This is a genomic window from Paractinoplanes pyxinae (assembly GCF_026626335.1).
GTDB lineage: Bacteria > Actinomycetota > Actinomycetes > Mycobacteriales > Micromonosporaceae > Actinoplanes > Actinoplanes pyxinae.
Map to the genome: position 1 here is coordinate 847609 of NZ_JAPNTZ010000001.1, position 24753 is coordinate 872361.

The window sequence follows — 24753 nt, forward strand, 5'->3', positions numbered from 1 at the left end:
CATCATCGTTACATGGGAGCGCTCCCAACGTCCAGAGCCGAAACGGGAAGGCAATCGATCAACGCTCAACATAAAGTTGCGTCGATTTTCGCGTCGAAGAGGAATGGTCCTCCGAGGGCCGGGTACCCGGCTCTCGCTCCCATCGAGAGGATCTGTCCCATGTTGATCAGAAAAGCAGCGCTTGCCCTGGGTCTGGCCGGAATGTTCCTGGTTCCCGCCACCGCGGCCCAGGCGGCGCCGTCCGACCAGGACGCGGCCTACCTGCGGGCCGCGCACCAGTCGAACCTGGCCGAGATCGCCGGCGGCAAGCTGGCCCAGCAGAAGGGCGACAGCCAGGACGTCAAGGATCTCGGCGCCCGGTTCGTGGCCGACCACACCAAGCTGGACGCCGCCGTGCGGCAGACGGCCTCGCAACTCGACGTCGACCTGCCCGGGGCTCCCAACGAGGAGCAGCAGGCGCTCGCCGCGAAGTACCAGCAGGCTTCGGGCGACGACTTCGACGCCCTGTTCGTCTCGACGCAGATGGACGCGCACATGAAGGCCATGGCCAACGGCCAGAAGGAGATCTCGCAGGGCTCCGACGCCGCGGCCAAGAAGAACGCTCAGGCGGCGGCGCCGGTCATCGCCTCGCACCACGAGCTGCTGAACGACGCCGCCCGCGCGGTCGGCGTCCCGGCCGGGATCGGCACCGGCACCGGCGGCGAGGCCGCCAGCCGGACCTTCACCACGCCGGTCGTGGCGCTGCTGAGCCTCGGCGTGCTGCTGCTGGTGGCGGGTGCTGTGCTGTTCCGGCGGCGTCTGTTCGTCCGGGCATGACCGAACCACTGTCCGGTGGCCGGCGCGCGGCAGGCTGGGCGGCACTTGCCGCCGGCCTGTCGGCGCTGGCCGCCGGCGTGGCCCTGGCCATCCACAGCGGACAACCGCCGGAGGACGCCGGCGCGCTGCCGGTCGCCGTGGCCGCGCCCCAGTCAGTGACGCCCAGCGGCAAGCCCGCGCCCACCGCAAAGGCGCGCAACGAAAAGAAGCCCACCCAGAAGGCGCCAACGCCGCCGGCCTGGGCCACCCCGACCCGCGTCGCAATCGGCCAGTTGAAAGTGGACGCCCCCGTGCAGGCCGTCGGCGTCCGGGCCGACCGTTCGCTGAACGTTCCGGACGACGGCGCCCGGCTCGGCTGGTGGATCGGCTCGGCGACCCCCGGCTCCCCGCGTGGCACGGTGGTGATCGCCGGCCACGTGGACACCGCCGAGGACGGCCCCGGCGCCCTGTTCCGCCTCGAGAATCTGAAGCTGGGCGCGACGATCCAGGTGCGCGCCGGCGACCGCGTCGTCGCCTACAAGGCCGTGGCCCGCCGCAGCTATCCGAAGCAGCGCCTGCCCAAGGAGCTGTTCGCCGCGAACACCGCGCCCCGCCTGGCCTTGGTGACCTGCGGCGGCTCCTTCCACGACGGCGTCTACAGCCACAACGTCATCGTCTACGCCGAGCCGGTGTCGTCCCGCGTGTAGCGGTGCTTGACCCCGCGCGGGAAGAACTCCGGGTCGTCGGCGGCCCGCAACTCGATCTGCGGGAGCTGGTACGCCGCCGGCACGTAGTGCGCGAACTCGCTGTTGAGCCGCAGCAGCTCGTCGCGGATCGACTCTGCGGCCAGGCGGCGCCTCTCCTCGGTGGGTTCGGCCCCGGCGGCCAGTTCGACCACGACCTGAAGACGGCCGTCGATGTCGGCGTCCTCGACCGTACGCAGAACGAACCGGCCCGTCGTCCAGCCGCTGACCGCCGGGCGCTCCAGGCCGACGGTGACGTTCTCGGGATAGATGTTGGCGCCGAAGAACGACACCGTGAACAGCGATCGCCCGAAGACGTAGACGAATGGCAGCCGCGGACCGTCGCCCGGCTCGAAACCGTGCTCGCGGCAGAGACCCAGAAGCTTCTCGTACGGCAGGACACCACCCTCGTCCGCGATGTGATAGCGGACCAGCGGCACCAGGCCGTCGGCGCTGAACACCAGGGTGCCGTCGGGCGCCGTCTCGAACAGGCGGGTCGACGGGTCGTACTGCACCAGGGTGGGCAGCCGGGCGTCGCCGAACAGAGGAGTGGCGATGTCGGGCCGCTCGGCCAGGAAGCGGCGGATCCGGACGCTGAGCGGGGTCTCGTTGCCCAGCACCCCGGCGTCGGCCGTGCCGTAGAGCGACGCGATGCCGCTGACCGGGTCGGCCACGCCCGCCCGCTCGGCCACCAGGCTGCGCCACTGCTCGCTGAACACCTCGCCCGCCAGCACGAGCTTCACATCGTACGAGGGCCAATCGACGCCCCGGCTGAGCCCGGCATCGATGACGTTCTTGACGAAGGGCGGATAGCCCAGCAGCACGACCTGCTCGAACGAGTCGCCCAACTCGCCGATCACGCGCAGGATCTCGCCGATGTCGTTGCCCGGCGCGGCCACCGTGACCGGATAGCCGATCACGGAGAGCTGACGGCAGGCGGCGACGGTGTACATGCCGCCGACCCAGTTGCCCAGCGCGAAGCAGACCACGGCCAGCGTGCTGCGGTCGCCGATCTGGAAGCCCTCGTGGAAGATCTGCTCGAACCGGGCGGTGACCGCCTCCTCGTCGTTGATGGAGCGCGGCCAGACCGTGGGCCGGCCCGACGAGCCGGACGAGAGGGCCACGACGGCCGCCGCTTCCAGCCGCCCGGCCCGGCAGCGATCGGGCAGCGGATATTGCTGGTGATAGTTGGCCTTCGTCATCAGCGGTATCTCGGACGGGTCGCGCACCGCGACGGCCTTGACGCCCTCGGAGCGCAGAAAACGCGCGTACGCGGGCACCCACTCGGCCGCGTCCTGGAAGAGCCTGAGCACCGACAGCGGTGATTTCCCGTTCATAGGAGCCACGTTCTTTTTCTGAGCACGGACTGTCAAGGGACTGTGAACTCCTTGTGGTGTCGATGCTCTACCCTGACCTCGGCGTTCGGGCGGGGAAAGGCAGGCCAATGGCTACGGCGACCGTGGTTTTCCTGGTGCTCGGCGCCGTCGGTGTGGTCGTGCTCGCGCTCGCCCTGCTGGGCGGCGAGCTGATGAGCTTCCTGCACTTCGGCGACGGGCCGGTCTCGCTGGAAGTCGTGGCCGGTTTCCTGGGTGCGTTCGGTTTCGCCGGAGCCATCGCGGCCGAACTGCTGGGGGCCGATTCGCCGGGCGCCATCGCGCTCGCCTCCGTCGTCGGGCTGGCCGCCGCGGTGCCCACCGGCTGGCTGGCCTTCCGCCTCTCCCGGGCCGCGCGCACCATGCGTACCGACGCCACCCCCACCCGCCAGGACCTGGTCGGCAGCCTCGGCGTGATCGTCACCGCCGTACCGGCCGGAACGGGTTTCGGCGAAGTGCGCATCCTGCTCGGCGGCCAGCCAATCAAGCTGTACGCCCGTTCGCAACACGCGATTCCCCTCGGGGCGCAGGTCTTCGTGATCGAGGCGCCGTCCGACACGAGTGTCGTTGTCGAGGAAACCCTCCGGGTCGACGAGACCCCTCACCCTGGAAAGGTATAGATGTCGCCTCTGCTCATCGCCATCGGCGGTGCCGTCCTCCTGATCCTGCTCATCGTCCTGTTCGTGCTGTCCCGCATCAAGGTGGCCGGCCCGAACGAGGCGTTCATCATCACCGGCCGCAAGGGCCGCACCACCCAGTCGGCCGACGGCACCAGCAGCACCGACCTGTCCGGCCAGAAGGTCGTCATGGGCGCCTCGGTGTTCGTGCTGCCGGTCGTTCAGAAGCTGCAGTCGCTCGACCTGTCCAGCCGCCGCATCGACGTCAGCATCCGGGGCGCCGTGTCCAAGCAGGGCATCCGAGCGGAGCTGCACGGCGTCGCGATCGTCAAGGTCGGCGGCAACGAGGGCGCGATCCGGGCCGCCGCCCAGCGCTTCCTGCACCAGCAGGCCGAGATCGAGGAGTTCACCCGCGAGGTGCTGGCCGGCGCCCTGCGCTCGATCGTCGGCCGGCTCACGGTCGAAGAGATCATCCGCGACCGGGCCGCGTTCGCCAGCGCGGTGGCCGAGGAGGCCGAGCACTCCATGACCAACCAGGGTCTGGTGCTCGACGCGTTCCAGCTGCAGGACATCGTGGCCGAGGGCTCGTACCTGCAGGACCTGGGCCGGCCCGAGGCGGCCCGCGTGCTCAAGGACGCGGCCATCGCCGAGGCCCGGGCCCGGCAGCAGGCCGAGCAGGAGCGCCTGCTGGCCGAGGAGGCCATCGCCGAGGCGCAGCGCAACCTGTCGCTCAAGCAGGCCGGCATCCAGGCCGAGATCGACGCGGCCAAGGCGAAGTCGGCCGCGGCCGGCCCCCTCGCGCAGGCCGAGCGCGACCAGGCCATCCTGGCCGAGCAGCAGAAGGTGGCCGAGCAGAACGCCGAGCTCAAGCAGCGTCAGCTCGACACCGAGGTGCGCAAGCCGGCCGACGCCCAGCGCTACAAGGTCGAGCAGGAGGCGGAAGCGGCCCGCGCCGCGGCCGTGCTCGGCGCCGACGCGCAGCGGCAGGCCACCATCGCGGCCGCGCAGGCCAGCGCCGAGCAGGCTCGCCTGACCGGTGAGGGCGAGCGGGCCCGCCGGGCCGCGCTGGCCGAGGCCAACGCGATCGAGGGCGCCAAGGAGGGTGAGGCGGAGCAGCGCCGCCGTTCCGCGATCGCCGAGGCCATCGAGCGCGAAGGTGCCGCCGAGGCCGCGGCCATCCTGGCCCGCGGTGGCGCCGAGGCCGAGGCCATGGCCCGCAAGGCCGAGGCGTTCGCCGCGTACGGCGAGGCGGCCGTGCTCGACCTGCTGGTCCGGGTGCTGCCGCAGGTCGTCGAGGCGGCCGCGGCCCCGATGGGCTCGATCGACAAGATGACCGTCATCTCGACCGACGGCGCCTCGTCGCTGACCAAGTCGGTGGCCAGCAATGTGGCTCAGGGCCTGCAGCTGGGCACCGACCTGACCGGCATCGACCTGTCGGCCCTGCTCAGCAGGCTGGGCGCGGCCAAGGCCATGAACGGCACGACGCCCGAGATCGAAAAGGAGCACTGACCCCCGGTCAGGCCGGCGCCGCCAGCACCCGTACTGGCGCGCCGGCCTGCCAGGCGGCGATGTCCTCGACCACCTGCTCGTACATGCCGCGCAGGCTGCCCTCGGTGACGTACCCGAGGTGGGGCAGCAGCACGGTGTGCGGGGCGCCGCGCAGCGGGTTGCCCAGCGGCAGCGGCTCGGTGTTGTAGACGTCGAGCCCGGCCCCGGCGATCGTGCCCGCGGTCAGCGCGGCCACCAGCGCCGACTCGTCGACGATGGGCCCGCGCGACGTGTTCACCAGCACCGCCGACGGCTTCATGGCGGCCAGCTCGGCCTTGCCGATCAGGCCGGTCGACCGCTCGCTCAGCTTGAGGTGCACGGTCAGCACGTCGCTCTGCGCGAAGAACTCGTCCTTCGACACCAGTGTCGCCCCCGCCTCGGCCGCCCGCTCGGCGGTGAGGTTCTGGCTCCAGGCGATCACCCGCATGTCGAAGGCCTGCCCGATCCGGGCGACCTGCGTGCCCATCCGCCCCAGGCCCAGTACGCCCAGGGTGCTGCCGGCCAGGTCGGTGCCCACGGTGGTCTGCCAGCGCCCGTCCCGCAAAGCCTTGTCCTCGGCGACGACGTGCCGCCGGCAGGCCAGGATCAGGGCCCAGGTGAGCTCGGCCGTGTTCGAGCTCTTCGTGTTGCCGTACATGGAAGTGCCGCAGATCGTGACACCGTGCGCGACGGCCGCGTCGAAGTCGACGGCCGCGTTGGCCATGCCGGTGGTGACGAGCAGTTTCAGCTCGGGCAGCCGCTCGAACACTTCGGCCGGGAACGCCGTACGCTCCCGCATCGCCACCACGACGTCGGCGCCCCGCAACGCCGCCACCAGCGCGTCCTGCCCGTCCAGGTGCTCGTGCCGCACCTCGACCTCGGCCCCGGGCACCGAGCCGAAGTCCCCGTACTCCCGGGCCACCCGCTGATAGTCGTCCAGCACCACGATTCTCATGCCCTCACCGTAATGGCCGGAGATCAGGAGTCCTCGAACTGTCATGAGACCGCCGGGTTGACGACCGACCGGTCGCGTAGGCTTGGTGTCTGGTGTGCCGGGAAGCCTGGTCGGCGATGTGATGACGTCTGCCCTGCGAAAGGCTTCTTGTGGCACACCTGTTCAGTCGTGGGAGTTGGCCCGAGGCCCGGCGGATCGCCGAGGTGCTGCGCGCCGAGACCGTCGGCGGAGTGCTTCTGCTGGCGGCTGCGGTCCTTGCGCTGGTCTGGGCCAACACCCCCTGGTCGGACGCGTACTTCGACCTGGCCGGCTGGGTGGTCGGCCCGCACGCGCTGCACCTTGACCTGTCGCTCGCCACCTGGGCCGCCGACGGGCTGCTGGCCATCTTCTTCTTCGTCGCCGGGCTCGAGCTCAAGCGTGAGTTCGTCGCCGGTGACCTGCGCGACCCCCGCCGCGCGGCGCTCCCGGTGGCCGCGGCGGTCGGCGGCATGGCCGTGCCGGCCGTCATCTTCGCCGTGGTCGCCTCCCGCGATGGCGGCGGGGCCTTGAGCGGGTGGGCGGTGCCGACGGCCACCGACATCGCGTTCGCGCTGGCCGTGCTGGCGGTCATCAGCACCCACCTGCCGGCCGCGATGCGCACCTTTCTGCTGACCCTGGCCGTGGTGGACGACCTGCTGGCCATCACGGTCATCGCGATCTTCTACTCGTCGTCGCTGCACTTCGTGCCCCTGGTGCTCGCCCTCGTCGCGGTGGCCGTGTTCGGCCTGCTGGTCCAGCGCGGGGTCAGCCGGTGGTGGCTGCTGATGCCGCTCGCCGTGGTGGCGTGGGCCTTGGTGCACGCGTCGGGCATCCATGCCACCGTGGCCGGCGTGCTGCTGGCCTTCACGGTGCCGGTCCGCGACAAGAACGGTGGCGCCCACGGCATGGCCGAGCGCTTCGAGCACCTTTGGCGCCCGGTGTCGGCCGGCGTCGCCGTGCCGGTGTTCGCCTTCTTCGCGGCGGGCGTGTCGATCTCCGCCGCCGGTGGTCTCGGCGCCGGGCTGACCGACGCCGTGACCATGGGCGTCATCGCCGGTCTGGTGGCCGGCAAGGCGATCGGCATCACCGGCTCGACCTGGCTGGTGCAGCGGTTCACCCGGGCTCAGCTGGCCGCGGGGCTGAGCTGGTGGGACGTGCTGGGGCTGGCGTTGCTGGGCGGCATCGGGTTCACCGTGTCGCTGCTGATCGGGGAGCTCGCGTACGGCGCCGGCTCGCAGCGGGACGGGTTCGCCAAGATCGGCGTCCTGGCCGGATCGTTGCTGGCGGCGCTGCTGGCGACCGTGGTGCTGCGCATCCGCAACCGCCACTACCGCCGCCTGTGCGAGGAGGAGAGCGTGGACGCGGACGCCGATGGCGTGCCCGACGTCTACCAGGTGCCGAAACCGGGCTGATCGGACACCCGCGGTGTAGGTTGATCGGCGGTGTGCCGGGAAGTCCGGTCGGCGATCGATGACGGCTGAGCAATCCCGGGGGATCCATGAGCGCGCTGGCCTGGTTCGCCGTGGCCGTTTTCACAATCGCCTACGTCCTCATCGCGACCGAGAAGGTCGGCCGGGTGACGGTGGCCCTGGGCGGGGCGTCGATCCTACTGGCGGCCGGCGCGACGAACGCCGAGCACGCCTTCTTCTCCGAAGAGTCGGGGATCGACTGGAACGTCATCTTCCTGCTGCTCGGGATGATGCTGATAGTCGGCGTGCTCAAACGAACCGGCCTGTTCGAGTACGTCGCGATCTGGGCGGCCAAGCGGGCCCGGGGCCGGCCCTTCCCGATCATGGTGATCCTGATCCTGGTGACCGGCGTGCTGTCGGCCGCGCTCGACAACGTCACCACGGTGCTGCTCATCGCCCCGGTGACGCTGCTGGTCTGCGACCGGCTCGGCATCTCGCCGGTGCCGTTCCTCATCGCCGAGGTGTTCGCGTCGAACATCGGCGGCGCCTCGACTCTGGTCGGAGACCCGCCCAACATCATCATCGCCAGCCGGTCGGGGCTGACCTTCAACGATTTCCTGTCGGTGCTGGCGCCGTTCGTGGTGGTCGTCCTGGGTGTCCTCGTGCTGCTCTGCCGGCTCATGTTCCGGTCGTCGTTCCGCTACGACGCCGAGCGCGCCGAGCGGATCATGGCGCTGCGGGAGAGGGACGCCATCCGCGACCGGCGCCTGGTCGTGCTGAGCCTGGCGGTGCTGGGCGCGGTGCTCCTCGCCTTCACCCTGCACACCTGGCTCGGCCTGGAGCCGTCGGTGGTCGCGCTGCTGGGCGGTCTGTTGCTGCTCCTGCTGTCCCGGCTCGACCCCACCGAGATCGCCCAGGACGTCGAGTGGCCGACGCTGGTCTTCTTCGCCGGGCTGTTCGTGATGGTCGGTTCGCTGGTCGCCACCGGCGTGATCGACACGCTGGCCCAGGCCGCCACCGGCGCCGTCGAGGGCCGGCTCTGGCCGGCGACGCTGCTGCTGCTCGGCGGGTCCGGCGTGCTCTCGGCCATCGTCGACAACATCCCGTACGTGGCCACGATGAGCCCCATCGTGGCCGAGCTCGTGAACAACGCCGGCGGCAACGACAAGGCGCAGGTGCTGTGGTGGGCGCTGGCGCTGGGCGCCGACTTCGGCGGGAACGCCACCGCCGTGGGCGCCTCGGCCAACGTGGTCGTGCTGGGCATCGCGGCCCGCGCCGGCCATCGCATCACGTTCTGGGGCTTCACCAAGTACGGGCTGATCGTCACCGCGGTGTCGATCGGGCTGGCCGTGCCCTATCTGTGGCTGCGGTTCTTCGCCTTCTGAGACCTTCGGCGGCTCACTGGCCGAGCATCCGGTCCAGCAGCGCGTCCAGGCTGATCGCGCCGGTCATCACCCGATGCCGGTCGACCACCGCGACCAGGGGAACGTTCGAGCGGGCCATCACCGACGCGATCTCGAGAGCGGTGGCGTCGGCGCTCACCGCGGGCAGCTCGGGCCGGTTCCGCGGCAACAGGTCGGCGACCGTCCGGTCACCGAGGCCGTCGAAGATGACATCGGCCGCGGCCTCGTCGACCACCCGGGCCAGCGCGGGGTCGTCCTGGCAGTACGCGGGCAGCGACATGCGCAGCACCTGGGTGCCGGCGAGCACGGTCAGCGGGCGGCCCTGGTCGTCGACCACGATGAGGCCGGGCAGGTCCTGAGCGGCGAGGATCTTGACCGCCTCGCGGGCCGGCATCGTCTCGGTGACCGTGCTCATCTGCGTCGAAACGTCGCGCGCTCGCATTCGTCGACCATACGCGCGGCCGTCAGCTGCTCGATGTTCCGAACTGCCACACCGTCGACGAGCGGTAGGTCTCGCCCGGCCGCAGCACTGTCGACGGGAACGCGGGCTGGTTGGGGGAGTCGGGGAAGTGCTGGGTCTCCAGGGCCAGGCCGTCGCCCTGGCGGTAGAGGCGGCCGCTGGTGCCGATCATCGTGCCGTCGAGGAAGTTGCCTGAGTAGAACTGCAGGCCGGGCTCGGTGGTGGAGACGGTGAGCGTACGGCCGCTGACCGGGTCGGTCACCTCGGCGGCTGTGGTCAGGCCGTCGTCGGTGCGGTCGAGGACCCAGTTGTGGTCGTAGCCGCCGGCGTGGCTCAGCTGCTCGTCGCCGGTGCGGATGCGCTCGCCCACGGCGAACGGCTCGCGGAAGTCCATCGGCGTGCCCGCCACCGGGCGCAGTTCGCCGGTGGGGATCAGGTCGGCGCCGACCGGGGTGAAACGGGCGGCGTGCAGGCGCACTCGGTGGCCGTAGATGTCGCCGGTGCCCTCGCCGCCGAGGTTGAAGTAGCTGTGGTTGGTCAGGTTGACCACGGTCGGGGCGTCGGTGGTGGCCTCGTAGTCGATCCGCAGGGCGTTGCCGGCGTTCAGGGTGTAGCGCACCGTCGCCGTCAGGGTGCCGGGGTAGCCCTGGTCGCCGTCGGGGCTCACGAGCCGCAGCTCGACCGCGTCGTCCGTCCCGGTGGCCGTCCAGATCCGCTTGTCGAAGCCGGTGGCCCCGCCGTGCAGGCTGTTCGGGCCGTTGTTGATCGGCAGCTCGTGGGCGGTGCCGTCGAGCGTGAAGCGGCCGCGGGCGATGCGGTTGCCGTAGCGGCCGATGAGGGCGCCGAAGTACGGGCCGGGGTTGTCGACGTAGCCCTGCAGCCGGTCGAAGCCGAGAACGACGTTGGCCGTCGCGCCCGTTCGGTCGGGCACCTCGACACTCTGGACGATGCCGCCGTACGTGAGAACGGCGACCCGCATGCCGTCGCTGTTGGTCAGGACGTGGCGGTCGACGGGGCCTTCGGCGGTCGTTCCCCAGTGCTCGATCATCGTCCCACCCTAATGATTGACTTCGTTCCAGGCCTTTGACAACGTTGTAAAAGATCAATGAACGTCAGGGTCTAGGAGTTCGGGTGCTCAGATCAGCAGTGGCTGCCGCGCTGGCCGCAACGTTGTCCGTCGCCGGGCCGGTGCCGGCCGAGGCGCACAGCAAGACGCAAGTGACCTCGGGAAACGCTCGGTTCCAGGTGTTGTCGCCGACGCTGATTCGCACCGAGTACGCCGAGGGCGGGCGGTTCACCGACGCCGGCACCTTCAACGTGGTCGGGCGGAAGGCCTTCTCGCCGGTGCGCTTCACCCAGCGTACGCAGAAGGGCTGGCTCACGATCGACACGGGCGCGGTGACGCTGCGCTACAAGGTCGGCTCGGGCCCGTTCACGGCGGACAACCTCGACGTCAAGCTGCGCGCCGGGAAGCAGACCGTGAGCGCCCAGCCGTGGGCCGGGCACTATCCGCCGGACTGCGTGGCCGGCACGCTGTGTGAGGCCGAGGCGCTCGATCTGCGCGGGCCGGGCCTGGCCACCGACCACACCGGATACACCGGCCGGGGCTTCGCGGCCGGATTCGCCAACGCGGGCGACGCGGTCGTCTTCACGGCCACCAGCGGCGGAACGTTCGACCTGGTCGTGCGCTACGCCAACAGCACCGGCGGGGACGGGCAGAACACCACCCGTACGCTGACCGTCTCGGCCGACGGGCAGAACCACACGCTGACCCTGCCGCCCACCGCCACCTGGGACACCTGGGCCGAGGCGCGGGTGCCGCTGACCCTGCCGGCCGGCCGCCACGAGGTCAGCGTCGTGCGGACGGCGACCGACACCGGCAACGTCAACATCGACAGCCTCGCGCTGGTGACGCCGGGCGCGGCCTATCCGGCTCCGACGCCGCCCGCGCCGCAGCCGTGCGCGTTCGGGACCCTTTGCGAGGCCGACGAGGGCACTCTTTCCGGCGGTGCCCGCAGCGCTTCCGACCACAACGGATACTCCGGCGACGGTTTCCTCGCCTCGCTCGAGCGGGCCGGCGCGTCGGCCGCGTACACGATCACCGGCGTTCCCGCGCGAGGCACGTACGCCCTGCAACTGCGGTACGCCAACGGAAAGCAGGCGCGCGCGATCTCGGTCAACGGCCGCAGTGTGACGCTCCAGCCCACCAGCAGCTGGGACTATTGGCGTACGGTGCCGGCGCCGGTCATGCTGCAAGCCGGAACCAACACGGTGCAGCTGGACTGCCCGACCGACGACAGCTGCAACGTCAACATCGACACCATTGCCGTCACGAAATCGGGCGCTCCGCTGCTCGCCCCGCACGCGCCGCTCGGCGGTTACCGGCGTGGCCTCGACGGTGTCAACGGCGCCGCGCTGACCGAGCCCGGGCTGCTCTATCAGGACGGCTGGTCGCTGCTCGACGATTCCGCCTCCGCTCTCTACGACCCGGCGAAGAAGAAGGTCACGCCGCGGACGACCCAGGGCCAGGACGGATATGTTTTCGCGTACGGCCAGAATTACGCCCGCGGCCTCAAGGAGCTCTCGACGCTGACCGGGCCGACCAAACTGCTGCCGAAATGGGCCTACGGCGTCTGGTATTCGGAGTATTACGACCGTACGGCGGCCGAGTTCCAGCAGATCGCCGAGCGTTTCCGCACCGAGGGCGTGCCGCTCGACGTGCTGATCGTCGACACCGACTTCAAGGCGCCCGACAAGTGGAACGGCTGGGCCGTCGACAAGTCGCGATTCCCGGACATGAAGGCCTATCTCGCCTGGGCCCGCAAACAGGGATTGCACACGAGCCTCAACATCCACCCGAGCATCCTCGGCTCCGACCCGCACTTCGCCGAGGCGCAATCAACGGCGAAAGGCAAATTGCAGCGTACGGGTTGTAACGGCGGCGCCGACTGCTATGTGTTCGACTTCGGCGACCCCGACCAGCTCAAGGCGTACTTCGATCTGCACGACGGCCTGGCCGACCCCGACTTCTGGTGGCTCGACTGGTGCTGCGACGCCTCCCGCTCCTCGCTCGAGGGCGTGACCCCGGACGCGTGGATCAACCAGCAGTACGCCGACCGCGACGGCTTCGCGTTCTCCCGGGCGTACGGGTCTCTGCAGGCCGGCGGTTACAGCAGCCCGACCGCGGTGCCGACCGGACCGTGGGCCGACAAGCGCACCACGCTGCACTTCACCGGCGACACCGTCTCGACCTGGGAGACGCTGCAGGCCCAGGTCGGCTACACCCCCGGCGAGTCGGCCGCCACCGGCCTGGCCGCGGTCAGCCACGACATCGGCGGCCACACCGGCGGCCTGTCGACCGAGCCCGGCGCCGAGCCGCAGAGCACCAAGCTGCCCGACGACCTGTACGCCCGGTGGGTGCAGCTGGGCACGTTCCAGCCGATCGACCGCCTGCACTCCAACCACAGCGACCGCCTGCCCTGGCAGTACGGACCGGCCGCCAACGCCTCGGCCAAGAAGTTCCTCAACCTGCGCAAGAAGCTGCAGCCGTACACGTACAAGGCCGCGGCCGAGGCCACGCGCACCGGGCTGCCGATCACGCGCCCGCTCTACCTCGCCTACCCGAACGAGCAGGAGGCCTACGCCACCGCGGGATCCGAATACCTCTACGGTCCCGACCTGCTGGTGGCCCCGGTGACCACACCAGGTACCACCGCCACGACAACGGTGTGGTTCCCGCCCGGCACCAAGTGGACCGACTACTTCACCGGTCGCACCTACCGCGGTGGCACCACCCAGCAGATCACCACCACGCTGGACACGATGCCGGTCTTCGTCCGCTCCTAGCGGTGGCGATGGTGGCGGTAGCCGGAGGTCAGTGACAGCGCGGCCATGGAGATCAGGGCGCTGACCACCAGCAACGTGCCCAGCAAGATGTCGACGAGCATGGCTCACCCCTCCTCCGCCTACCATGGGCGCGCAGGAGGGGTGGAGTCAACCCGCTTCGCGTGACAAGAGACTCGGAAACTTGGCCGGGTTCAAGATCGTGGGCTAGTGTGCGCGGCGAGGGGAGTACCTCGCAAAGAGCGTTGCGGTCATCACGGGCATCTCGGCATGCCCCCGTGCGCTCGCCTGTCACACCGGCAGGTGAGGGAGACCTCGGACGATGGCGCACATCTCCGAGGAGGCTCCCTGATGTCGCATAGTGTCACCCTCGCCGCCCCGCTCGAAACTGTTGCGTCCCCGCAGTTGTGGATCATCAGCATCGCGGTTCTGCTGGTGCTTCTGGCCGCCGACTTCTTCGTCACCCGCAAGCCGCACGACGTGGCCATGCGCGAGGCCGTCGGCTGGTCCGTGTTCTATCTGACCCTGCCGGCCATCTTCGGGCTGGTGCTGTGGTGGGCGTACGGCAGCAAACCCGCGGTCGAGTTCTACACCGGTTTCGTCGTCGAGAAGTCTCTGTCGGTCGACAACCTGTTCGTCTTCATGCTTCTGCTCGGCGCGTTCGCCGTTCCCTCCGCCTTGGCGCAAAGAGTTCTGCTGTACGGCATCGCGGGCGCACTGGTGCTTCGGGGTGTCTTCATCGCGCTCGGCGCCGCCGTGCTGCAGGCCGGAACCTGGGCCTTCCTGCTGTTCGGGGCCGTGCTGCTGGTGACCGCGATCAAGGTGATGCGGGACGCCCGCAAGGGTGAGGACCACGAGGTCGACATCGACAACATGCGCAGCGTCAAACTGCTGCGCCGGTTCTTCCCGGTCACGAAGGAGTACCACGGCAGCAAGATGGTGATCCGCCAAGCCGGCCGCCGGGTGCTGACGCCGCTGGCCGTCGTGGTGGTGGCCGTGTTCATGACCGACATCGTGTTCGCCGTCGACTCGGTTCCCGCGGTGTACGGCGTGACCGAGGATCCGTACCTGGTGTTCGCCACCAACGCCTTCGCCCTGATGGGTCTGCGTGCCCTGTACTTCGTGCTGCGCAACGTGCTCGACAAGCTGCGCCACCTCGACTACGGCCTGGCCGTCATCCTGGCCTTCATCGGCGTCAAGCTGGTGCTGCACTGGGCCCACGGCGTCTGGACCTGGCTGCCCGAGGTGCCGACGCTGGCCTCGCTGGGCGTCATCGCCGTCACCCTGATCACCGTGACCATCACCAGCATGCTGGCCAACCGTCGCGACGCCGCGGCCGCGGCCAAGGCCGGCTCCACCGACCCCGTCCCGGCCGGAACCGGTACGCCGGAGCGGGAGTCCCAAGGTGCATGAGATCTGCGTGGGGGACGGCAGTCGCGGCGGTGGCGTGCGGGGTGCTGGCGCTGGCGGGCTGCGCCCAGCCGGCTGAGCCGGCGGCCGAGGAAGCGGCGGAGGGCTGGCAGCAGGTGGCGGCCGGCCCTCTCAGCCCGCGGGAACAGGCGCTGGGGCTGTGGACCGGCCGCGAGGTGCTGCTGATCGGGGGCAGCGACGCGCCGCCGTGCCCGCCCAACGCGAGTTGCGCTGTCAACCCGGCGCCGCTGACCGACGCGGCCGCCCTCGACCCGGCAACCGGCCTCTGGCGTCCCATCGCCGCGCCGCCCGCCCCCGTGCTGGGCGCGCAGGGCGTAGTCATCGGCTCGACCGTGTACGTGCTGCCCTATCAGCCTCGGGCGGCGTTGCTGGGCTACCGGGTCGACCAGGACAAGTGGTCGCAGCTGGCCGCCCCGCCCACCTTTACCGGCGGATACGGCCTCGTGGCGGCCGGAGATCGGCTCGTGGCCTACTCGGGAAGCGACGAGAACGGCCCCGACCGCGACTACCTGTTCGATCCGGCCACGAAGAAGTGGACCGCGCTGCCCGACGACCCGCTCGGCGCCGGCTTCGACCGGCATCTCGCGTGGGGCGGGCGCGAGCTGCTCCTGTTCGACCACAAGCTCGTGCCGAATCCCAATGCCGACGGGCCTGCCCTGACCCGGGTGGCGGCCCTCGACCTGGATCGGGGAACGTGGCGGAAGTTGCCCGACCTGCCCATGCTCTCGACCGGCCCGTGGCTGGCGGCCGGGGCCGAGCTGGTCAATCCCACGCTGGGCGGGGCCGACGGCGGGCAGGTGGGCAACTGGGGCCGTACGTATCCGCTGGGCGGCATCCTCGACCCGGCCACCGGGAAGTGGTCGGCCCTGCCCGACCCGCCGGGTGGGGAGGGCGTGCGCAGCGCTGCCCGCACCGGCGACGCCGCGCTCTATCCCGGGCTCGTCGAGGTCGTGTTGAGCACGTCATCGCGTACATGGGAAAAGGTGTCCGCCCCACCCGGCGGCGACACCACCGGCGAAACCGTCGTGGCGGCCGGCGCCCGCATGGTCGTGTTCGGCGGCGCCCGGTGGAAGGGCGAGGAGGGCAAGCTGCTGAACGCGACCCGGATCTGGACGCCCGCGGGCTAGCGGTGCCACCAGCGGCGGCGGGCCACGGTCAGCAGGTCGCAGACGTCCCGGACGCCGTCGGTTCCCCGCGCGCGAGCCAGGGCGGCTTCCTTCACGGCGGCCCCGCTCACCCGGCCCTCGAGGATGGCCACGCCGCTCTGCACGCGAACGTCGATGTCGCCGCCCTGAACGCCGGGATCGCGCAGCAGGGCCAGGGCGAGTTCGACGGCGACAGCGCGGTCGGCCGCGGCCCAGTGATCGGCGATCGCCTTCCGCTCGCGTGAGTCGTCGTCGTCCGGGCGCGCGTTCGACGACCAGTGCGTCTCCCACTGCGAGCTGTCCCAGAAGTACATGCTGACCTCCACCCCGAGCCGGCTTCCAGCCTCAGGGCGGCACGTCGCGGGAATCCCGCAGTTGCATGACAGTCGTGTGACGACGGGCGTCAGACCTCGGTCGTGGGCTCCGGGAGGGCCGTGCAGAGGGCGTCCGCGCGGTCGACCACCAGGTCTTCCGGGGTGGGGCAGCGGCGGTGCAGGGCGGCCAGCGCGTGCTCGTAGGCGGGGCGGCTGAACGGGGTCTCGCGCATGCGGGTGACCGAGGCCCGGACGGCGGCCGCGAAGTCCTGCGGCCACTGGACGCGGTGCAGCGCCTTGACGATGTTGGTGTCCCGGTCGACCAGCACGATCTGCACCGTGCCGTCGGCGTCCACGCCGGGCAGGCCGTCCTCCGGCGCGAACAGGTGCGGGTTGTACGGGGCCTGCGACCAGGACAGCACGGGGCCCAGCCGGTAGGCGAGGATGCCCGCGTGCTCGCTGTCGACCCAGGCGAACCTGGTCGGCGGCGTCGTCACGGCCTGGACCTCCAGCTCGTGCGGGCGGCTCAGGAACATCATGAGCTGCACCGGCTCGCCGGCGAACATGGTCAGGGCAGCCCCTTCGGGCCAACTGACGTCCGGGTCCAGTCGGCTACCCACCTCGACAATCAGGTGCACGAGCTCAGAGTAACGGTGTCGGCACGTTCAGGAGTGGGGTAATCGAGGGCATCGATCTTTAAGTTTTGTTCAACAAACGTGCGGACGGCGGCGTCCCGGCGCAGAGTCGGTCGGTCACCCCCGACCGATTGAGGATCACTGTGCGTACGCGTCACCGCCGGCCCACCCGGACCCGAGTTCTCGTTCTGGCCACCGTCGCCGTCGGCGTGCTGGGCGCCGGAGCCGCCGGCATCGCCTCGGCTCAGACCAACCGGCACCACCCCCAGGCGCCCGCCGCCCAGAAGCTCGGGGCGGCCACCCGGGTCACCGAGGCCGCCCGCGACCGGCGTACCCACCGGCCGCGCCCCCGCCCCACGGCGACGACCACCGCCCCGAAGCCGACGACGGCCGCCCCGACCACGGCCGCGCCCACCACCGCCGTACCCACGACGGCCGTGCCCACCACCGAAGCCCCCACCACCACGCCGCCCACGACCACGCCGCCGCCGGCCAGCACCGCGCCCCCGGCGACGACGGCCCCCGTGACCACCCCGCCGCCCGCGAGCAGCGTGATCGACCAGGTGCTGGCCCACATCAACGCCGCCCGCACCGCGAACAACCTCACCCCGCTGACGCTCAACGCGAACCTCACGAACGCCTCGCAGGCCCACAACGCGCTGATGGTCGGCGGTTGCGGACTCTCGCACCAGTGCCCCGGCGAGGCCGGCCTGGGCGAGCGCTTCACCGCGGCCGGGGTCTCGTGGAACTCGGCCGGCGAGAACATCGGCCAGGGCAACGCCTCGAACAACGACGCCTCGATCGTGGCCGCCGCCAACGGCCTGACCGACCTCATGCTGGCCGAGACGCCGCCCAACGACGGCCACCGCCGCAACCTGCTCAACCCGAACTTCAAGCGCGTGGGCCTGGCCGTGACCCGCGGCGCCGACGGCCGCGTCTGGTTCACTCAGGATTTCGTCAACTGAAGCGACGAACCGACCCGCGCCGTCTCCTGTTTGTAGGGGGTGTCGGAGAGCACGAAGTGGGTGATCCCCAGTTTCGCGTACGCGTCCAGGGCCGCCCGCACGTCGCCGGCCGACCCGACCAGCCAGGTCGTGCCGGCCCCGCCACCCCCGTAGCGGCCGGGCGCCGTGTAGAGGCAGCTGTCCAGCACGTCACCCCGTGCCGCCAGATCGAGCAACCGCTGCTGCCCGACGGCCGGCCCGCGCAGCTGCTCGTTCGGTGACAGCGACCGCCGGGCCATCTCGGCCACCCGCTCCTCGGCGTCACGCCAGGCCTCCTCGCGCGTGTCCCGGATGAGCGTGGTGATGCGCAGCCCGAACTCCAGCGGCGGCAGCTCGCGCTCCTTGCTCAACAAGCGCAGGCGTTCGATCCGCGAGGCGATCCCGTCGAGCGGCTCGCCCCAGAACAACTGCACGTCCGCCTCGGTGGCCGAAACCCGTTCCGCCGCCTCGGAAGCACCCCCGAAGTAGAGCCGCGGGGGAGTGGACGGCCGAAGCGGCAGCGTCGAGCCGGTCACGCCGAAGTGGGTGCCCTCGAACGTGACATCCTCCTCGGTCCACAGCCGGCGGACGATCCGCATGAACTCCTTCGTCCGGGCGTACCGCTGGCTCTGGTCGCCCTCGACATCGCCGTACGCGGAGAGGTTGTCCTTCCCGCTGACGATGTTCACCAGCAGGCGGCCGCCGCTGAGGTGGTCGAGGGTGGCCGCCGCCGACGCGAAGTGGGCCGGCTGCCAGTACCCGGGCCGGATCGCCGCCAGGGGCTTGAAGGTCGTGGTGCGGGCGGCGATCGCGGTGGCCACGGTGAACGTGTCCGGCCGTCCCCAGCCGGTGCCGATCAGCGCCCCCTCCCAGCCGTGCTCCTCGGCCGTGCGGGCCAGGTCGACGCTGTGCTCGAGCGTGCCGTAGCCGGCGACGGCGTCGTCCCCGCGGTGCCCGGGTTCCACGGTGTTGGGGATGTACCAGAGGTAGGTCACGCCAGGGCTCCTTCCGGGGCGAACCGGTTGGCCGGGCGCGGCAGTCCGTAGTGCTCCCGCAGGGTTGTGCCCGTGTACTCCGTACGGAACAAGCCCCTCGATTGAAGAATGGGCACGACCTCGGCGGCGAACGCCTCGATGCCGGACGGCAGCACCGCGGGCATGATGTTGAACCCGTCGGCCGCGCCGTTCTCGAAGTAGTGCTGGATCGTGTCGGCCACCTGCACCGGCGTGCCTGCGAACGTGCGATGCCCGCGGCCTCCGCCGAGCTTGCCGATCAGCTGCCGCACGGTCAGGTTGTCCCGCCGGGCCCAGTCGACGATGAGCGTGCGGCGGCTCTTGGCCCCTTCGATCTCGTCCTCACTCGGCAGATCCGCCGGCAGCGGCTCGTCCAGCTTCAGCCGCTCGGCGTCGACCCGCAGCGTGTGGGCCAAAGTCGCCACCGCGTACTGCGGCGCGATCAGCCGATCCAACTCGGCGTCGAGTTCGCGCGCTTCCGCCTCCGTCGAGCCGATCACCGGCACGATGCCCGGCAGCACGACGACGTGGTCGGGGTCGCGGCCGGCCGCCACCGCCCGGCGCTTGATGTCGGCGTAGAACTCCTGGCTCTCGGCCAGCGTCGGCTGCGCGGTGAAGATGGCCTCGGCCCACTTGGCCGCGAACTCCCGGCCGTCCTCCGACGATCCGGCCTGGACCAGCAGGGGATAGGCCTGCGGCGAGCGCGGCACGTTCAAAGCCCCGTCCACCCGGAAGTGCTCGCCTCGATGCTCGATCGGATGCACCCGCTCGGAAACAGCGTGCACCCCGGCCGGCTTGTCGGCGACGATCGCGTCGTCAGCCCAGCTGTCCCACAATTTTGTGGACACCTCGAGGAATTCGTCGGCCCTTTCGTACCTCGTACGGTGCAACGGCTGGTCGTCCAGGCCGAAGTTCCGGGCCGCCGCGTCCCCGGCCGTGGTGACGATGTTCCAGCCGGCCCGGCCGCGCGACAGATGGTCGAGCGAGGCGAAGCGCCGGGCCAGGTTGAACGGCTCGTTGTACGAAGTGGACGCCGTCGCGATCAGCCCGATGTGCCGCGTGCTCACGGCCAGCGCGGCCAGCAGCAGCGTCGGTTCCAGCTTCCCGGCCGGCCGCCGGCCCGGATCGCTCCACAGCACCGGGCTGTCGGCCAGGAACACCGAGTCGAACTTGGCGTCCTCGGCCACCCGGGCCAGGTGCTGATGAGCCTCGAGCGACAGGTTCGAGTGCGGATCCGAGCCGGGCAGCCGCCACGACGCCTCGTGGTGCCCGGTGTCGTGCAGGAACAGGTTGAAGTGCAGCTGACGGCTCATCGGATCTCCAACTCCTCGAGCAGGAACGAGCGCAACTCGACCGGCGACCGGCCGGCCACGCGGACGTCGGCCCGCACCACCCCGGCGTCGAGCACGATCACCCGGTCGGACAGCGCGATCGCCTCGTCCACGTCGTGGGTGACCAGCAGGACGGCGGGACGGTGGGCCTCGCACAACTTGCGCAGCAGGGCGTGCATGCGCAGGCGGGTCAACGCGTCCAGCGCGCCGAACGGCTCATCGGCCAGAAGCAACTGCGGTTCGCGTACGAGGGAACGGGCCAGCGAAGCCCTCTGCTGCTCGCCGCCCGAGAGCTGGAACGGCCACGACCGCTCCCGCCCCTCCAGCCCGACCTCGGCCAGTGCCTGCCGGCCGCGCTCCTCCGCGCCCGCCCCACGCAGTCCGAGCACGACGTTGTCGAGGACCCGCCGCCACGGCAGCAGCCGCGAGTCCTGGAACACCACCGACACGCTGGCCGGCACCTCGATCTCGCCGTGGCCGGCGACGTCCCGGTCGAGCCCGGCCAGCGCCCGCAGCAGCGTGCTCTTACCGGTGCCGGACCGCCCGATCAGCGCCACGAACTCGCCCGGCGCGATGTCCAGATCCAGCCCGTTGAGCACGCCGCCGCTCTCGCTGAAGCTGCGGTGCAGATCCCGGACGCGCACCGCCGGTTCGGTGGCGGTCAGTCCTCGAGTGTCCGTCGCCATGCCAGCACCCTCCTTCCGACCAGGCGCACGGCGCTGTCCGCGCAGTAGCCGAAGATCCCGTAGATGACCAGGCCGACCACGATGACGTCGGTCTGCCCGTACTGCTCGGCCAGCGTGATCATGTGACCGATGCCGGCCGTCGCGTTGTACTGCTCGACGACGACCAGGCCCAGCAGCGACGAGGTGACCGCGAACCGCATGCCGAGCAGGAAGCCGGGCAGCGCGCCCGGCAGCACGACGTGCCGCACGAACTCGCCGCGCCCGATGTCCAAGGTCTCGGCCAGTTCGGCGTACTTGCCGTCGATGCCGCGCAGCCCGTTGTGCGTGTGCACATAGATCGGGACCAGGCTGATCAGCGCGATGGTCACGATCTTCATCTCCTGGCCGATGCCGAACCAGGCGATGAACAGCGGGATCAGGGCCAGCGTGGGCACCGACCGCTTGATCTGGATCGGCCCGTCGATCAGCGACTCGCCGAACCGGGACAGCCCCGAGATCACGGCCAGCACGCCACCGGCGGCGACCCCGAAACCGAGGCCGAGGGCCGCCCGCTGCAGCGAGGAGAGGATGTTGCCGAGCAGGTCGTGGTCGGTCCACTGCTCGCCGAACGCGACCACCACGTCCCACGGCGCGGTCAGGATGGCCGGGCTGATCAGGCCGGTGGCCGAGCCGGCCGACCAGACGGCCAGCAGCAGGAGCGGGCCGATCCAGAACGCGTACGGGATGCGGCGTCCCGGTCCGAGCCGGCGGCGCACGACCCGGACGTCGGCTGTGACCGTTCGCGGACGGGCCTCGGTGACGGTCATGCCGCATCACCGGTGACCACGTCGGCTCCCGCGGCGGCCGTCTCGACCGGCTCGAAGCGGCGGTCGACCAGCGTGCTCACGTCGAGCTTGTCGCGGTCCTGCTGCTCGGCCAGCAGATCGGCCGTCTCCTGCAGCCGCTTGAGAGCGTTGTCCCAAGTCGCCGGGATGCCCTTCCGGCCATCGACGGCCACCACGTCCTTGGCGTCTTCCGCGCTGAGCCCCTGCACGTCCTGCAGATAGGCCTTGGCGTACCCGTCGGGGTTGGCGTTCTGCCAGAGCAGGGCCTTCGCGCGCACGCCGACATAGACCTTGAGCGCGGCCGCCTTGTCCGCGTCCTGCACGGATTTGGTCAGGCAGTACAACGTCGACGCGTCGTCCCGGATCCCGGTCAGGATCGCCCCGCCGCCGGGATACTTGGTCTTGTAGATCTTGACGTTGGCCGCCCCGATCGGCGCCACGTCCACCGCCTTGCTTCCCAGAGCGGTCACGTACGAGTCACCGGTGCTGGTCAGCTCGACGAGGGTCACGTCGTCCTTGCTCAGACCCGCCTTCTGCAGCACCCGCAGCACCAGGGCACCCTGGGCCTGGCCGGCGCTGTAGGCGATCTTCTTGCCCCGCAGATCGGCCAGCGAGCTGACGTTGACGCCCGGCGCGACGCCGAGCTGATAGATCGGGTGGTTGATCGGGTCGACGATGACCGACTGGAACACGATCTTCGTGGAGGTGCCGGTCCACGCGGCGAACAGCGAGGGGATGTCGGCCACCGCGCTGCAGTCCAGCTTGTCGCCCCGGAAGGCCTGGATGCTCTGCGGGCCGCCGCTGATGTTGGCCCACTCGACCTGAACGCCGGCGTCGGCCAGTTCTTTGTCGAGCCCGGACGCCTGCACGATGGCCTGGATGGCCGGGTCGCCGATGCGGATCTCGGTGCCGCCGGCCACCTGGTCGGGCAGGGCCGCGGTCAGCTCAAGCGGCGCCCCGGCGTCGTCGCCGCAGGCACTGAGTGCGAAAAGGGCTCCCGCCAGAGCAGCGGCGAGGAGCGGGGGTGGGGTTCTCATGAATGCATGCTATGCAGATAGGAATTGTGGGGTAACAATGCACCGAGCTGAATTAAGTACGCCCTAGTGGCGCCGCGAACACCCGGTCGAGCGCGACCGCCCCGCCCGCCACGCCGAGCACGTCCGCGCCGAAGCTGCTGGCGCGCACGGTCGCGGGCACGTCGGCGCTGCCGGAGGACCACTCCGCCGCCTCGGCTCGCAGCGTCGCCAGGCACCCGGGCAGCCGATTGGCGCCCGCCTCGGAGACGACCAGCACCTCGGGGTCGAACAGGTCGAGCAGCAACGCGGCGGCCCGGCCGACCAGGCGAGCGCGCTCGGTGAACAGGGCGCTCGCCCCGGCGTTGCCGTTCTGCGCGGCCTCGATCAGGGCGCCCAGCTCGGGGCGGTCGATCAGGCCGGCGGCCAGCGCGCGCCGGACGAGCGTGCGCTCCGAGACGGCCGCCTGCAAACACCCCGTACGGCCGCAAGCGCAAGCCTCGCAATGGCCCTCGACCGGAAGGTGGGCGACCGCGCCCGCCGCCGACCGCGGGCCGTGGTGGATCTCGCCGCCGGCCGCGAACGCGACGTCGACGACGTTGCCCACGAACAGATGCACCGCACTTTCCCGCGCCCGCCCGGCCGCCGCGCCGAACAGCTGCTCGGCCCGCAGCAGCGCCCGCGAGTTGCTGTCGACCCGCGTGGGCAGGCCGGTCGACTCGGCCAGAGCCGCGCCGACCGGCACGTCACGCCAGCCGAGCAGGGGATGGTCGACGACGGTGCCGTTCGCGGTGTCGACCCAGCCGCCGGTGGCCACGCCGAGCCCCAGGATCCGCCGCCGTTTACGACGCAACGCGGCGATGCGGGCGGTGAGCGCGGCCAGCACCGCATCCGGGTCGCGGGCGCCGTGCGGGTCGCGGTGCTGAGCGAGAATCTGGCCGCGCAGGTCGAGCAGGGCGACAGTGGTGTGCGGGACGGCGATGTGCGCGCCGATCACAGCGACCCGGTCCGGCTCGAGGTCGAGCGGCACGTGCGGGCGGCCGATGCCGGGCGGTCCGGCCGCCTCGGGCACCTCGCGGACCAGGCCGCGGTCGAGCAGCGAGGTCACCACGCCGCTGACCGAGGCGGCGGAGAGCTGTGTGGCCCGCGCGACCGTGCTGCGGGCGATCGGGCCGTGGTCGAGGACGGCGCGCAGCACCACTCCGGCCGAGTCGCGCGATCGCCGCGGACCGGCCGGCGGCAGATCGCCACGCCGGGTCATGCTGGGAGGCTACGGCCCGATCGGCGCGAAGCCGTAGCGAAGTAATTGGTCGGTAACAGGCCCTTATCGGGCGCTGGTGGGCGTGATGAGCTCGACCCCGCTGGCCTCGAGGGCGTCACGCAGCTCGCGGGCCGGCATGGCGTCGGTGATCAGGTAGTCGGCGCTGCCCAGCTCGGAGACCTGGGCGAACAGGCGGCGGTCGAACTTCGACGAGTCGGCCAGGATGGCCACCCGGGCCGCCCGCGAGATCATCTCTTGCATCATGGCCGCCTCGGCCAGGTTGCTCGTCGTGTAGCCGGCGTCGGCCGCGATCGCGCCCACGCCGATCAGGGCCAGGTCGCAGCTGATGTCGAGCTCGGTGCCGCCGTTGGCCCGGAAACTGACCGGCCCTATGGTGGCCAGGGTCAGCGACCGTACGGCGCCCCCGAACACATAGATGTCGCGCACCGCCGAGGTCGGCAGGGCGGCCGGGACCAGCAGGTTGTTGGTGGCCACGGTGAGGTCGCGGTGCTGGCCGAGCTGGCGGGCCAGGGCCAGCGTCGTCGTGCCGCCGTTGATCATGATCGTGGAGCCGTCCTCGACCAGCGAGGCGGCCAGCGCCGCGATCTTCTCCTTCTCCTGCTCCTGGATCGAGAGGCGCTGGTCGACGGCTCGGTCGGTGCGGGTGATCGTCGAACGGCTGACCGCCCCGCCGTACGTGCGGACGAGAACCCCGTCCGCGCTGAGCTGGTCGAGGTCGCGCCGCACGGTGTCGATCGAGACCCCGAAACGCTCGGCCAGCGCGCTGACCGTGACCTGCCCGGCCTCGGTCACGTACGCGGCCAGCTGGGCTTTGCGGCCCGCCGGCAGGTGACGTTGCCGCTCGTCTCTGTCGACGTTCACCACTGCGTCCCCCCTCGTTGTGTGCGGCAGTATGCCACACCTGTGCAGCTCCTTGCTTAGAGTGGCGAAGAGCCGCATAGTTGGGCAACTGC

General features: G+C 70.9%; 23 protein-coding genes. 10 read left to right on the forward strand and 13 right to left on the reverse strand.

All coding sequences use genetic code 11. The annotated features are described in order from the left end of the window. Positions 1 to 159 precede the first annotated feature (159 nt). Both OWR29_RS03665 and OWR29_RS03670 read left to right on the forward strand, forming a co-directional pair. Entirely contained in the window at positions 160 to 816 is a 657-nt protein-coding gene (locus OWR29_RS03665) for a DUF4142 domain-containing protein (RefSeq protein ID WP_267560893.1), read from the forward strand. Then, the gene (locus OWR29_RS03670; RefSeq protein ID WP_267560894.1) at positions 813 to 1502 is read left to right on the forward strand and encodes a class F sortase; all 690 of its coding nucleotides are present in this window, start codon (positions 813 to 815) and stop codon (positions 1500 to 1502) included. The genes OWR29_RS03665 and OWR29_RS03670 overlap by 4 nt, the downstream gene beginning before the upstream one ends. On the opposite strand, the gene OWR29_RS03675 is transcribed toward OWR29_RS03670, so the two are convergent. Further along, complete coding sequence (locus OWR29_RS03675) at positions 1472 to 2875, reverse strand: phenylacetate--CoA ligase family protein (protein ID WP_267560895.1); 1404 nt, start codon at positions 2873 to 2875, stop codon at positions 1472 to 1474. The genes OWR29_RS03670 and OWR29_RS03675 overlap by 31 nt on opposite strands. Before the next feature lie 62 nt (positions 2876 to 2937). Between OWR29_RS03675 and OWR29_RS03680 the strand changes: the two genes are divergently transcribed. Beyond that, positions 2938 to 3531: an NfeD family protein gene (locus OWR29_RS03680; protein ID WP_267561181.1), complete on the forward strand. Its 594-nt coding sequence runs from the start codon at positions 2938 to 2940 to the stop codon at positions 3529 to 3531. Continuing rightward, positions 3532 to 5037: a flotillin family protein gene (locus tag OWR29_RS03685; RefSeq protein ID WP_267560896.1), complete on the forward strand. Its 1506-nt coding sequence runs from the start codon at positions 3532 to 3534 to the stop codon at positions 5035 to 5037. A 7-nt stretch (positions 5038 to 5044) separates the two neighbouring features. Here OWR29_RS03685 and OWR29_RS03690 read toward each other — a convergent pair whose 3' ends face one another. Further along, entirely contained in the window at positions 5045 to 6010 is a 966-nt protein-coding gene (locus tag OWR29_RS03690; RefSeq protein WP_267560898.1) for a D-2-hydroxyacid dehydrogenase family protein, read from the reverse strand. A 149-nt stretch (positions 6011 to 6159) separates the two neighbouring features. Here OWR29_RS03690 and nhaA point away from each other — a divergent pair, with 149 nt between their 5' ends. Continuing rightward, positions 6160 to 7440: a Na+/H+ antiporter NhaA gene (gene nhaA, locus OWR29_RS03695; RefSeq protein WP_267560899.1), complete on the forward strand. Its 1281-nt coding sequence runs from the start codon at positions 6160 to 6162 to the stop codon at positions 7438 to 7440. Between the two features lie 86 nt (positions 7441 to 7526). After that, positions 7527 to 8822, forward strand: a complete 1296-nt coding sequence (locus OWR29_RS03700; RefSeq protein ID WP_267560901.1) for an ArsB/NhaD family transporter — start codon at positions 7527 to 7529, stop codon at positions 8820 to 8822. Positions 8823 to 8835: 13 nt separating this feature from the next. On the opposite strand, the gene OWR29_RS03705 is transcribed toward OWR29_RS03700, so the two are convergent. Together OWR29_RS03705 and OWR29_RS03710 are read right to left on the reverse strand one after the other, a co-directional pair. Next, the gene (locus OWR29_RS03705) at positions 8836 to 9282 is read right to left on the reverse strand and encodes a CBS domain-containing protein (RefSeq protein WP_267560902.1); all 447 of its coding nucleotides are present in this window, start codon (positions 9280 to 9282) and stop codon (positions 8836 to 8838) included. Between the two features lie 22 nt (positions 9283 to 9304). After that, positions 9305 to 10348 carry an aldose epimerase family protein gene (locus tag OWR29_RS03710; RefSeq protein WP_267560903.1) on the reverse strand — a complete coding sequence of 348 codons (1044 nt, stop codon included), beginning with the start codon at positions 10346 to 10348 and terminating at the stop codon, positions 9305 to 9307. An 83-nt stretch (positions 10349 to 10431) separates the two neighbouring features. Between OWR29_RS03710 and OWR29_RS03715 the strand changes: the two genes are divergently transcribed. From OWR29_RS03715 to OWR29_RS03725, 3 genes are all read left to right on the forward strand, one after another. Next, positions 10432 to 13146, forward strand: coding sequence for a TIM-barrel domain-containing protein (locus tag OWR29_RS03715; RefSeq protein ID WP_267560904.1), 2715 nt, complete (start codon positions 10432 to 10434; stop codon positions 13144 to 13146). 348 nt (positions 13147 to 13494) lie between these two features. Beyond that, the gene (locus OWR29_RS03720; RefSeq protein WP_267560905.1) at positions 13495 to 14556 is read left to right on the forward strand and encodes a TerC family protein; all 1062 of its coding nucleotides are present in this window, start codon (positions 13495 to 13497) and stop codon (positions 14554 to 14556) included. After that, complete coding sequence (locus tag OWR29_RS03725) at positions 14553 to 15701, forward strand: Kelch repeat-containing protein (RefSeq protein WP_267560906.1); 1149 nt, start codon at positions 14553 to 14555, stop codon at positions 15699 to 15701. Before OWR29_RS03720 ends, OWR29_RS03725 begins: the two co-directional genes overlap by 4 nt. On the opposite strand, the gene OWR29_RS03730 is transcribed toward OWR29_RS03725, so the two are convergent. Next, on the reverse strand, positions 15698 to 16033 hold the full coding sequence (locus tag OWR29_RS03730; protein WP_267560907.1) for a BON domain-containing protein: 336 nt from the start codon (positions 16031 to 16033) through the stop codon (positions 15698 to 15700). The two genes, OWR29_RS03725 and OWR29_RS03730, sit on opposite strands and share 4 nt — an antisense overlap. 89 nt (positions 16034 to 16122) lie before the next feature. Next, on the reverse strand, positions 16123 to 16671 hold the full coding sequence (locus OWR29_RS03735) for a hypothetical protein (protein WP_267560908.1): 549 nt from the start codon (positions 16669 to 16671) through the stop codon (positions 16123 to 16125). 140 nt (positions 16672 to 16811) lie between these two features. On the opposite strand from OWR29_RS03735, the gene OWR29_RS03740 reads away from it, so the two are divergent. Next, complete coding sequence (locus tag OWR29_RS03740) at positions 16812 to 17633, forward strand: CAP domain-containing protein (RefSeq protein ID WP_267560910.1); 822 nt, start codon at positions 16812 to 16814, stop codon at positions 17631 to 17633. Here OWR29_RS03740 and OWR29_RS03745 read toward each other — a convergent pair. The 7 genes from OWR29_RS03745 to OWR29_RS03775 all read right to left on the reverse strand — a co-directional run bounded on the left by OWR29_RS03745 (position 17615) and on the right by OWR29_RS03775 (position 24661). After that, positions 17615 to 18646: an LLM class flavin-dependent oxidoreductase gene (locus OWR29_RS03745; protein WP_267560911.1), complete on the reverse strand. Its 1032-nt coding sequence runs from the start codon at positions 18644 to 18646 to the stop codon at positions 17615 to 17617. The genes OWR29_RS03740 and OWR29_RS03745 overlap by 19 nt on opposite strands. Next, entirely contained in the window at positions 18643 to 19977 is a 1335-nt protein-coding gene (locus OWR29_RS03750) for an LLM class flavin-dependent oxidoreductase (protein WP_267560912.1), read from the reverse strand. The genes OWR29_RS03745 and OWR29_RS03750 overlap by 4 nt, the downstream gene beginning before the upstream one ends. Continuing rightward, positions 19974 to 20681 (reverse strand): ABC transporter ATP-binding protein, encoded by a 708-nt coding sequence (locus OWR29_RS03755; RefSeq protein ID WP_267560914.1) that lies wholly within the window; start codon positions 20679 to 20681, stop codon positions 19974 to 19976. The genes OWR29_RS03750 and OWR29_RS03755 overlap by 4 nt, the downstream gene beginning before the upstream one ends. Next, on the reverse strand, positions 20657 to 21487 hold the full coding sequence (locus tag OWR29_RS03760; RefSeq protein WP_267560915.1) for an ABC transporter permease: 831 nt from the start codon (positions 21485 to 21487) through the stop codon (positions 20657 to 20659). The genes OWR29_RS03755 and OWR29_RS03760 overlap by 25 nt, the downstream gene beginning before the upstream one ends. Beyond that, complete coding sequence (locus OWR29_RS03765) at positions 21484 to 22542, reverse strand: ABC transporter substrate-binding protein (protein WP_267560916.1); 1059 nt, start codon at positions 22540 to 22542, stop codon at positions 21484 to 21486. The genes OWR29_RS03760 and OWR29_RS03765 overlap by 4 nt, the downstream gene beginning before the upstream one ends. Before the next feature lie 52 nt (positions 22543 to 22594). Then, the gene (locus OWR29_RS03770) at positions 22595 to 23779 is read right to left on the reverse strand and encodes an ROK family transcriptional regulator (protein ID WP_267560917.1); all 1185 of its coding nucleotides are present in this window, start codon (positions 23777 to 23779) and stop codon (positions 22595 to 22597) included. Positions 23780 to 23842: 63 nt separating this feature from the next. Then, positions 23843 to 24661, reverse strand: a complete 819-nt coding sequence (locus OWR29_RS03775) for a DeoR/GlpR family DNA-binding transcription regulator (RefSeq protein WP_267560919.1) — start codon at positions 24659 to 24661, stop codon at positions 23843 to 23845. Positions 24662 to 24753 lie beyond the last annotated feature (92 nt).

Excerpts from the sequence above, each read along its gene's own strand:
- OWR29_RS03665 (WP_267560893.1), top strand. The coding sequence starts at position 160 with ATGTTGATCAGAAAAGCAGCGCTTGCCCTGGGTCTGGCCGGAATGTTC.
- OWR29_RS03670 (WP_267560894.1), top strand. The coding sequence starts at position 813 with ATGACCGAACCACTGTCCGGTGGCCGGCGCGCGGCAGGCTGGGCGGCA.
- OWR29_RS03675 (WP_267560895.1), bottom strand. The coding sequence starts at position 2,875 with ATGAACGGGAAATCACCGCTGTCGGTGCTCAGGCTCTTCCAGGACGCG.
- OWR29_RS03680 (WP_267561181.1), top strand. The coding sequence starts at position 2,938 with ATGCTCTACCCTGACCTCGGCGTTCGGGCGGGGAAAGGCAGGCCAATG.
- OWR29_RS03685 (WP_267560896.1), top strand. The coding sequence starts at position 3,532 with ATGTCGCCTCTGCTCATCGCCATCGGCGGTGCCGTCCTCCTGATCCTG.
- OWR29_RS03690 (WP_267560898.1), bottom strand. The coding sequence starts at position 6,010 with ATGAGAATCGTGGTGCTGGACGACTATCAGCGGGTGGCCCGGGAGTAC.
- OWR29_RS03700 (WP_267560901.1), top strand. The coding sequence starts at position 7,527 with ATGAGCGCGCTGGCCTGGTTCGCCGTGGCCGTTTTCACAATCGCCTAC.
- OWR29_RS03705 (WP_267560902.1), bottom strand. The coding sequence starts at position 9,282 with ATGCGAGCGCGCGACGTTTCGACGCAGATGAGCACGGTCACCGAGACG.
- OWR29_RS03710 (WP_267560903.1), bottom strand. The coding sequence starts at position 10,348 with ATGATCGAGCACTGGGGAACGACCGCCGAAGGCCCCGTCGACCGCCAC.
- OWR29_RS03720 (WP_267560905.1), top strand. The coding sequence starts at position 13,495 with ATGTCGCATAGTGTCACCCTCGCCGCCCCGCTCGAAACTGTTGCGTCC.
- OWR29_RS03725 (WP_267560906.1), top strand. The coding sequence starts at position 14,553 with ATGAGATCTGCGTGGGGGACGGCAGTCGCGGCGGTGGCGTGCGGGGTG.
- OWR29_RS03730 (WP_267560907.1), bottom strand. The coding sequence starts at position 16,033 with ATGTACTTCTGGGACAGCTCGCAGTGGGAGACGCACTGGTCGTCGAAC.
- OWR29_RS03750 (WP_267560912.1), bottom strand. The coding sequence starts at position 19,977 with ATGAGCCGTCAGCTGCACTTCAACCTGTTCCTGCACGACACCGGGCAC.
- OWR29_RS03755 (WP_267560914.1), bottom strand. The coding sequence starts at position 20,681 with ATGGCGACGGACACTCGAGGACTGACCGCCACCGAACCGGCGGTGCGC.
- OWR29_RS03760 (WP_267560915.1), bottom strand. The coding sequence starts at position 21,487 with ATGACCGTCACCGAGGCCCGTCCGCGAACGGTCACAGCCGACGTCCGG.
- OWR29_RS03765 (WP_267560916.1), bottom strand. The coding sequence starts at position 22,542 with ATGAGAACCCCACCCCCGCTCCTCGCCGCTGCTCTGGCGGGAGCCCTT.
- OWR29_RS03770 (WP_267560917.1), bottom strand. The coding sequence starts at position 23,779 with ATGACCCGGCGTGGCGATCTGCCGCCGGCCGGTCCGCGGCGATCGCGC.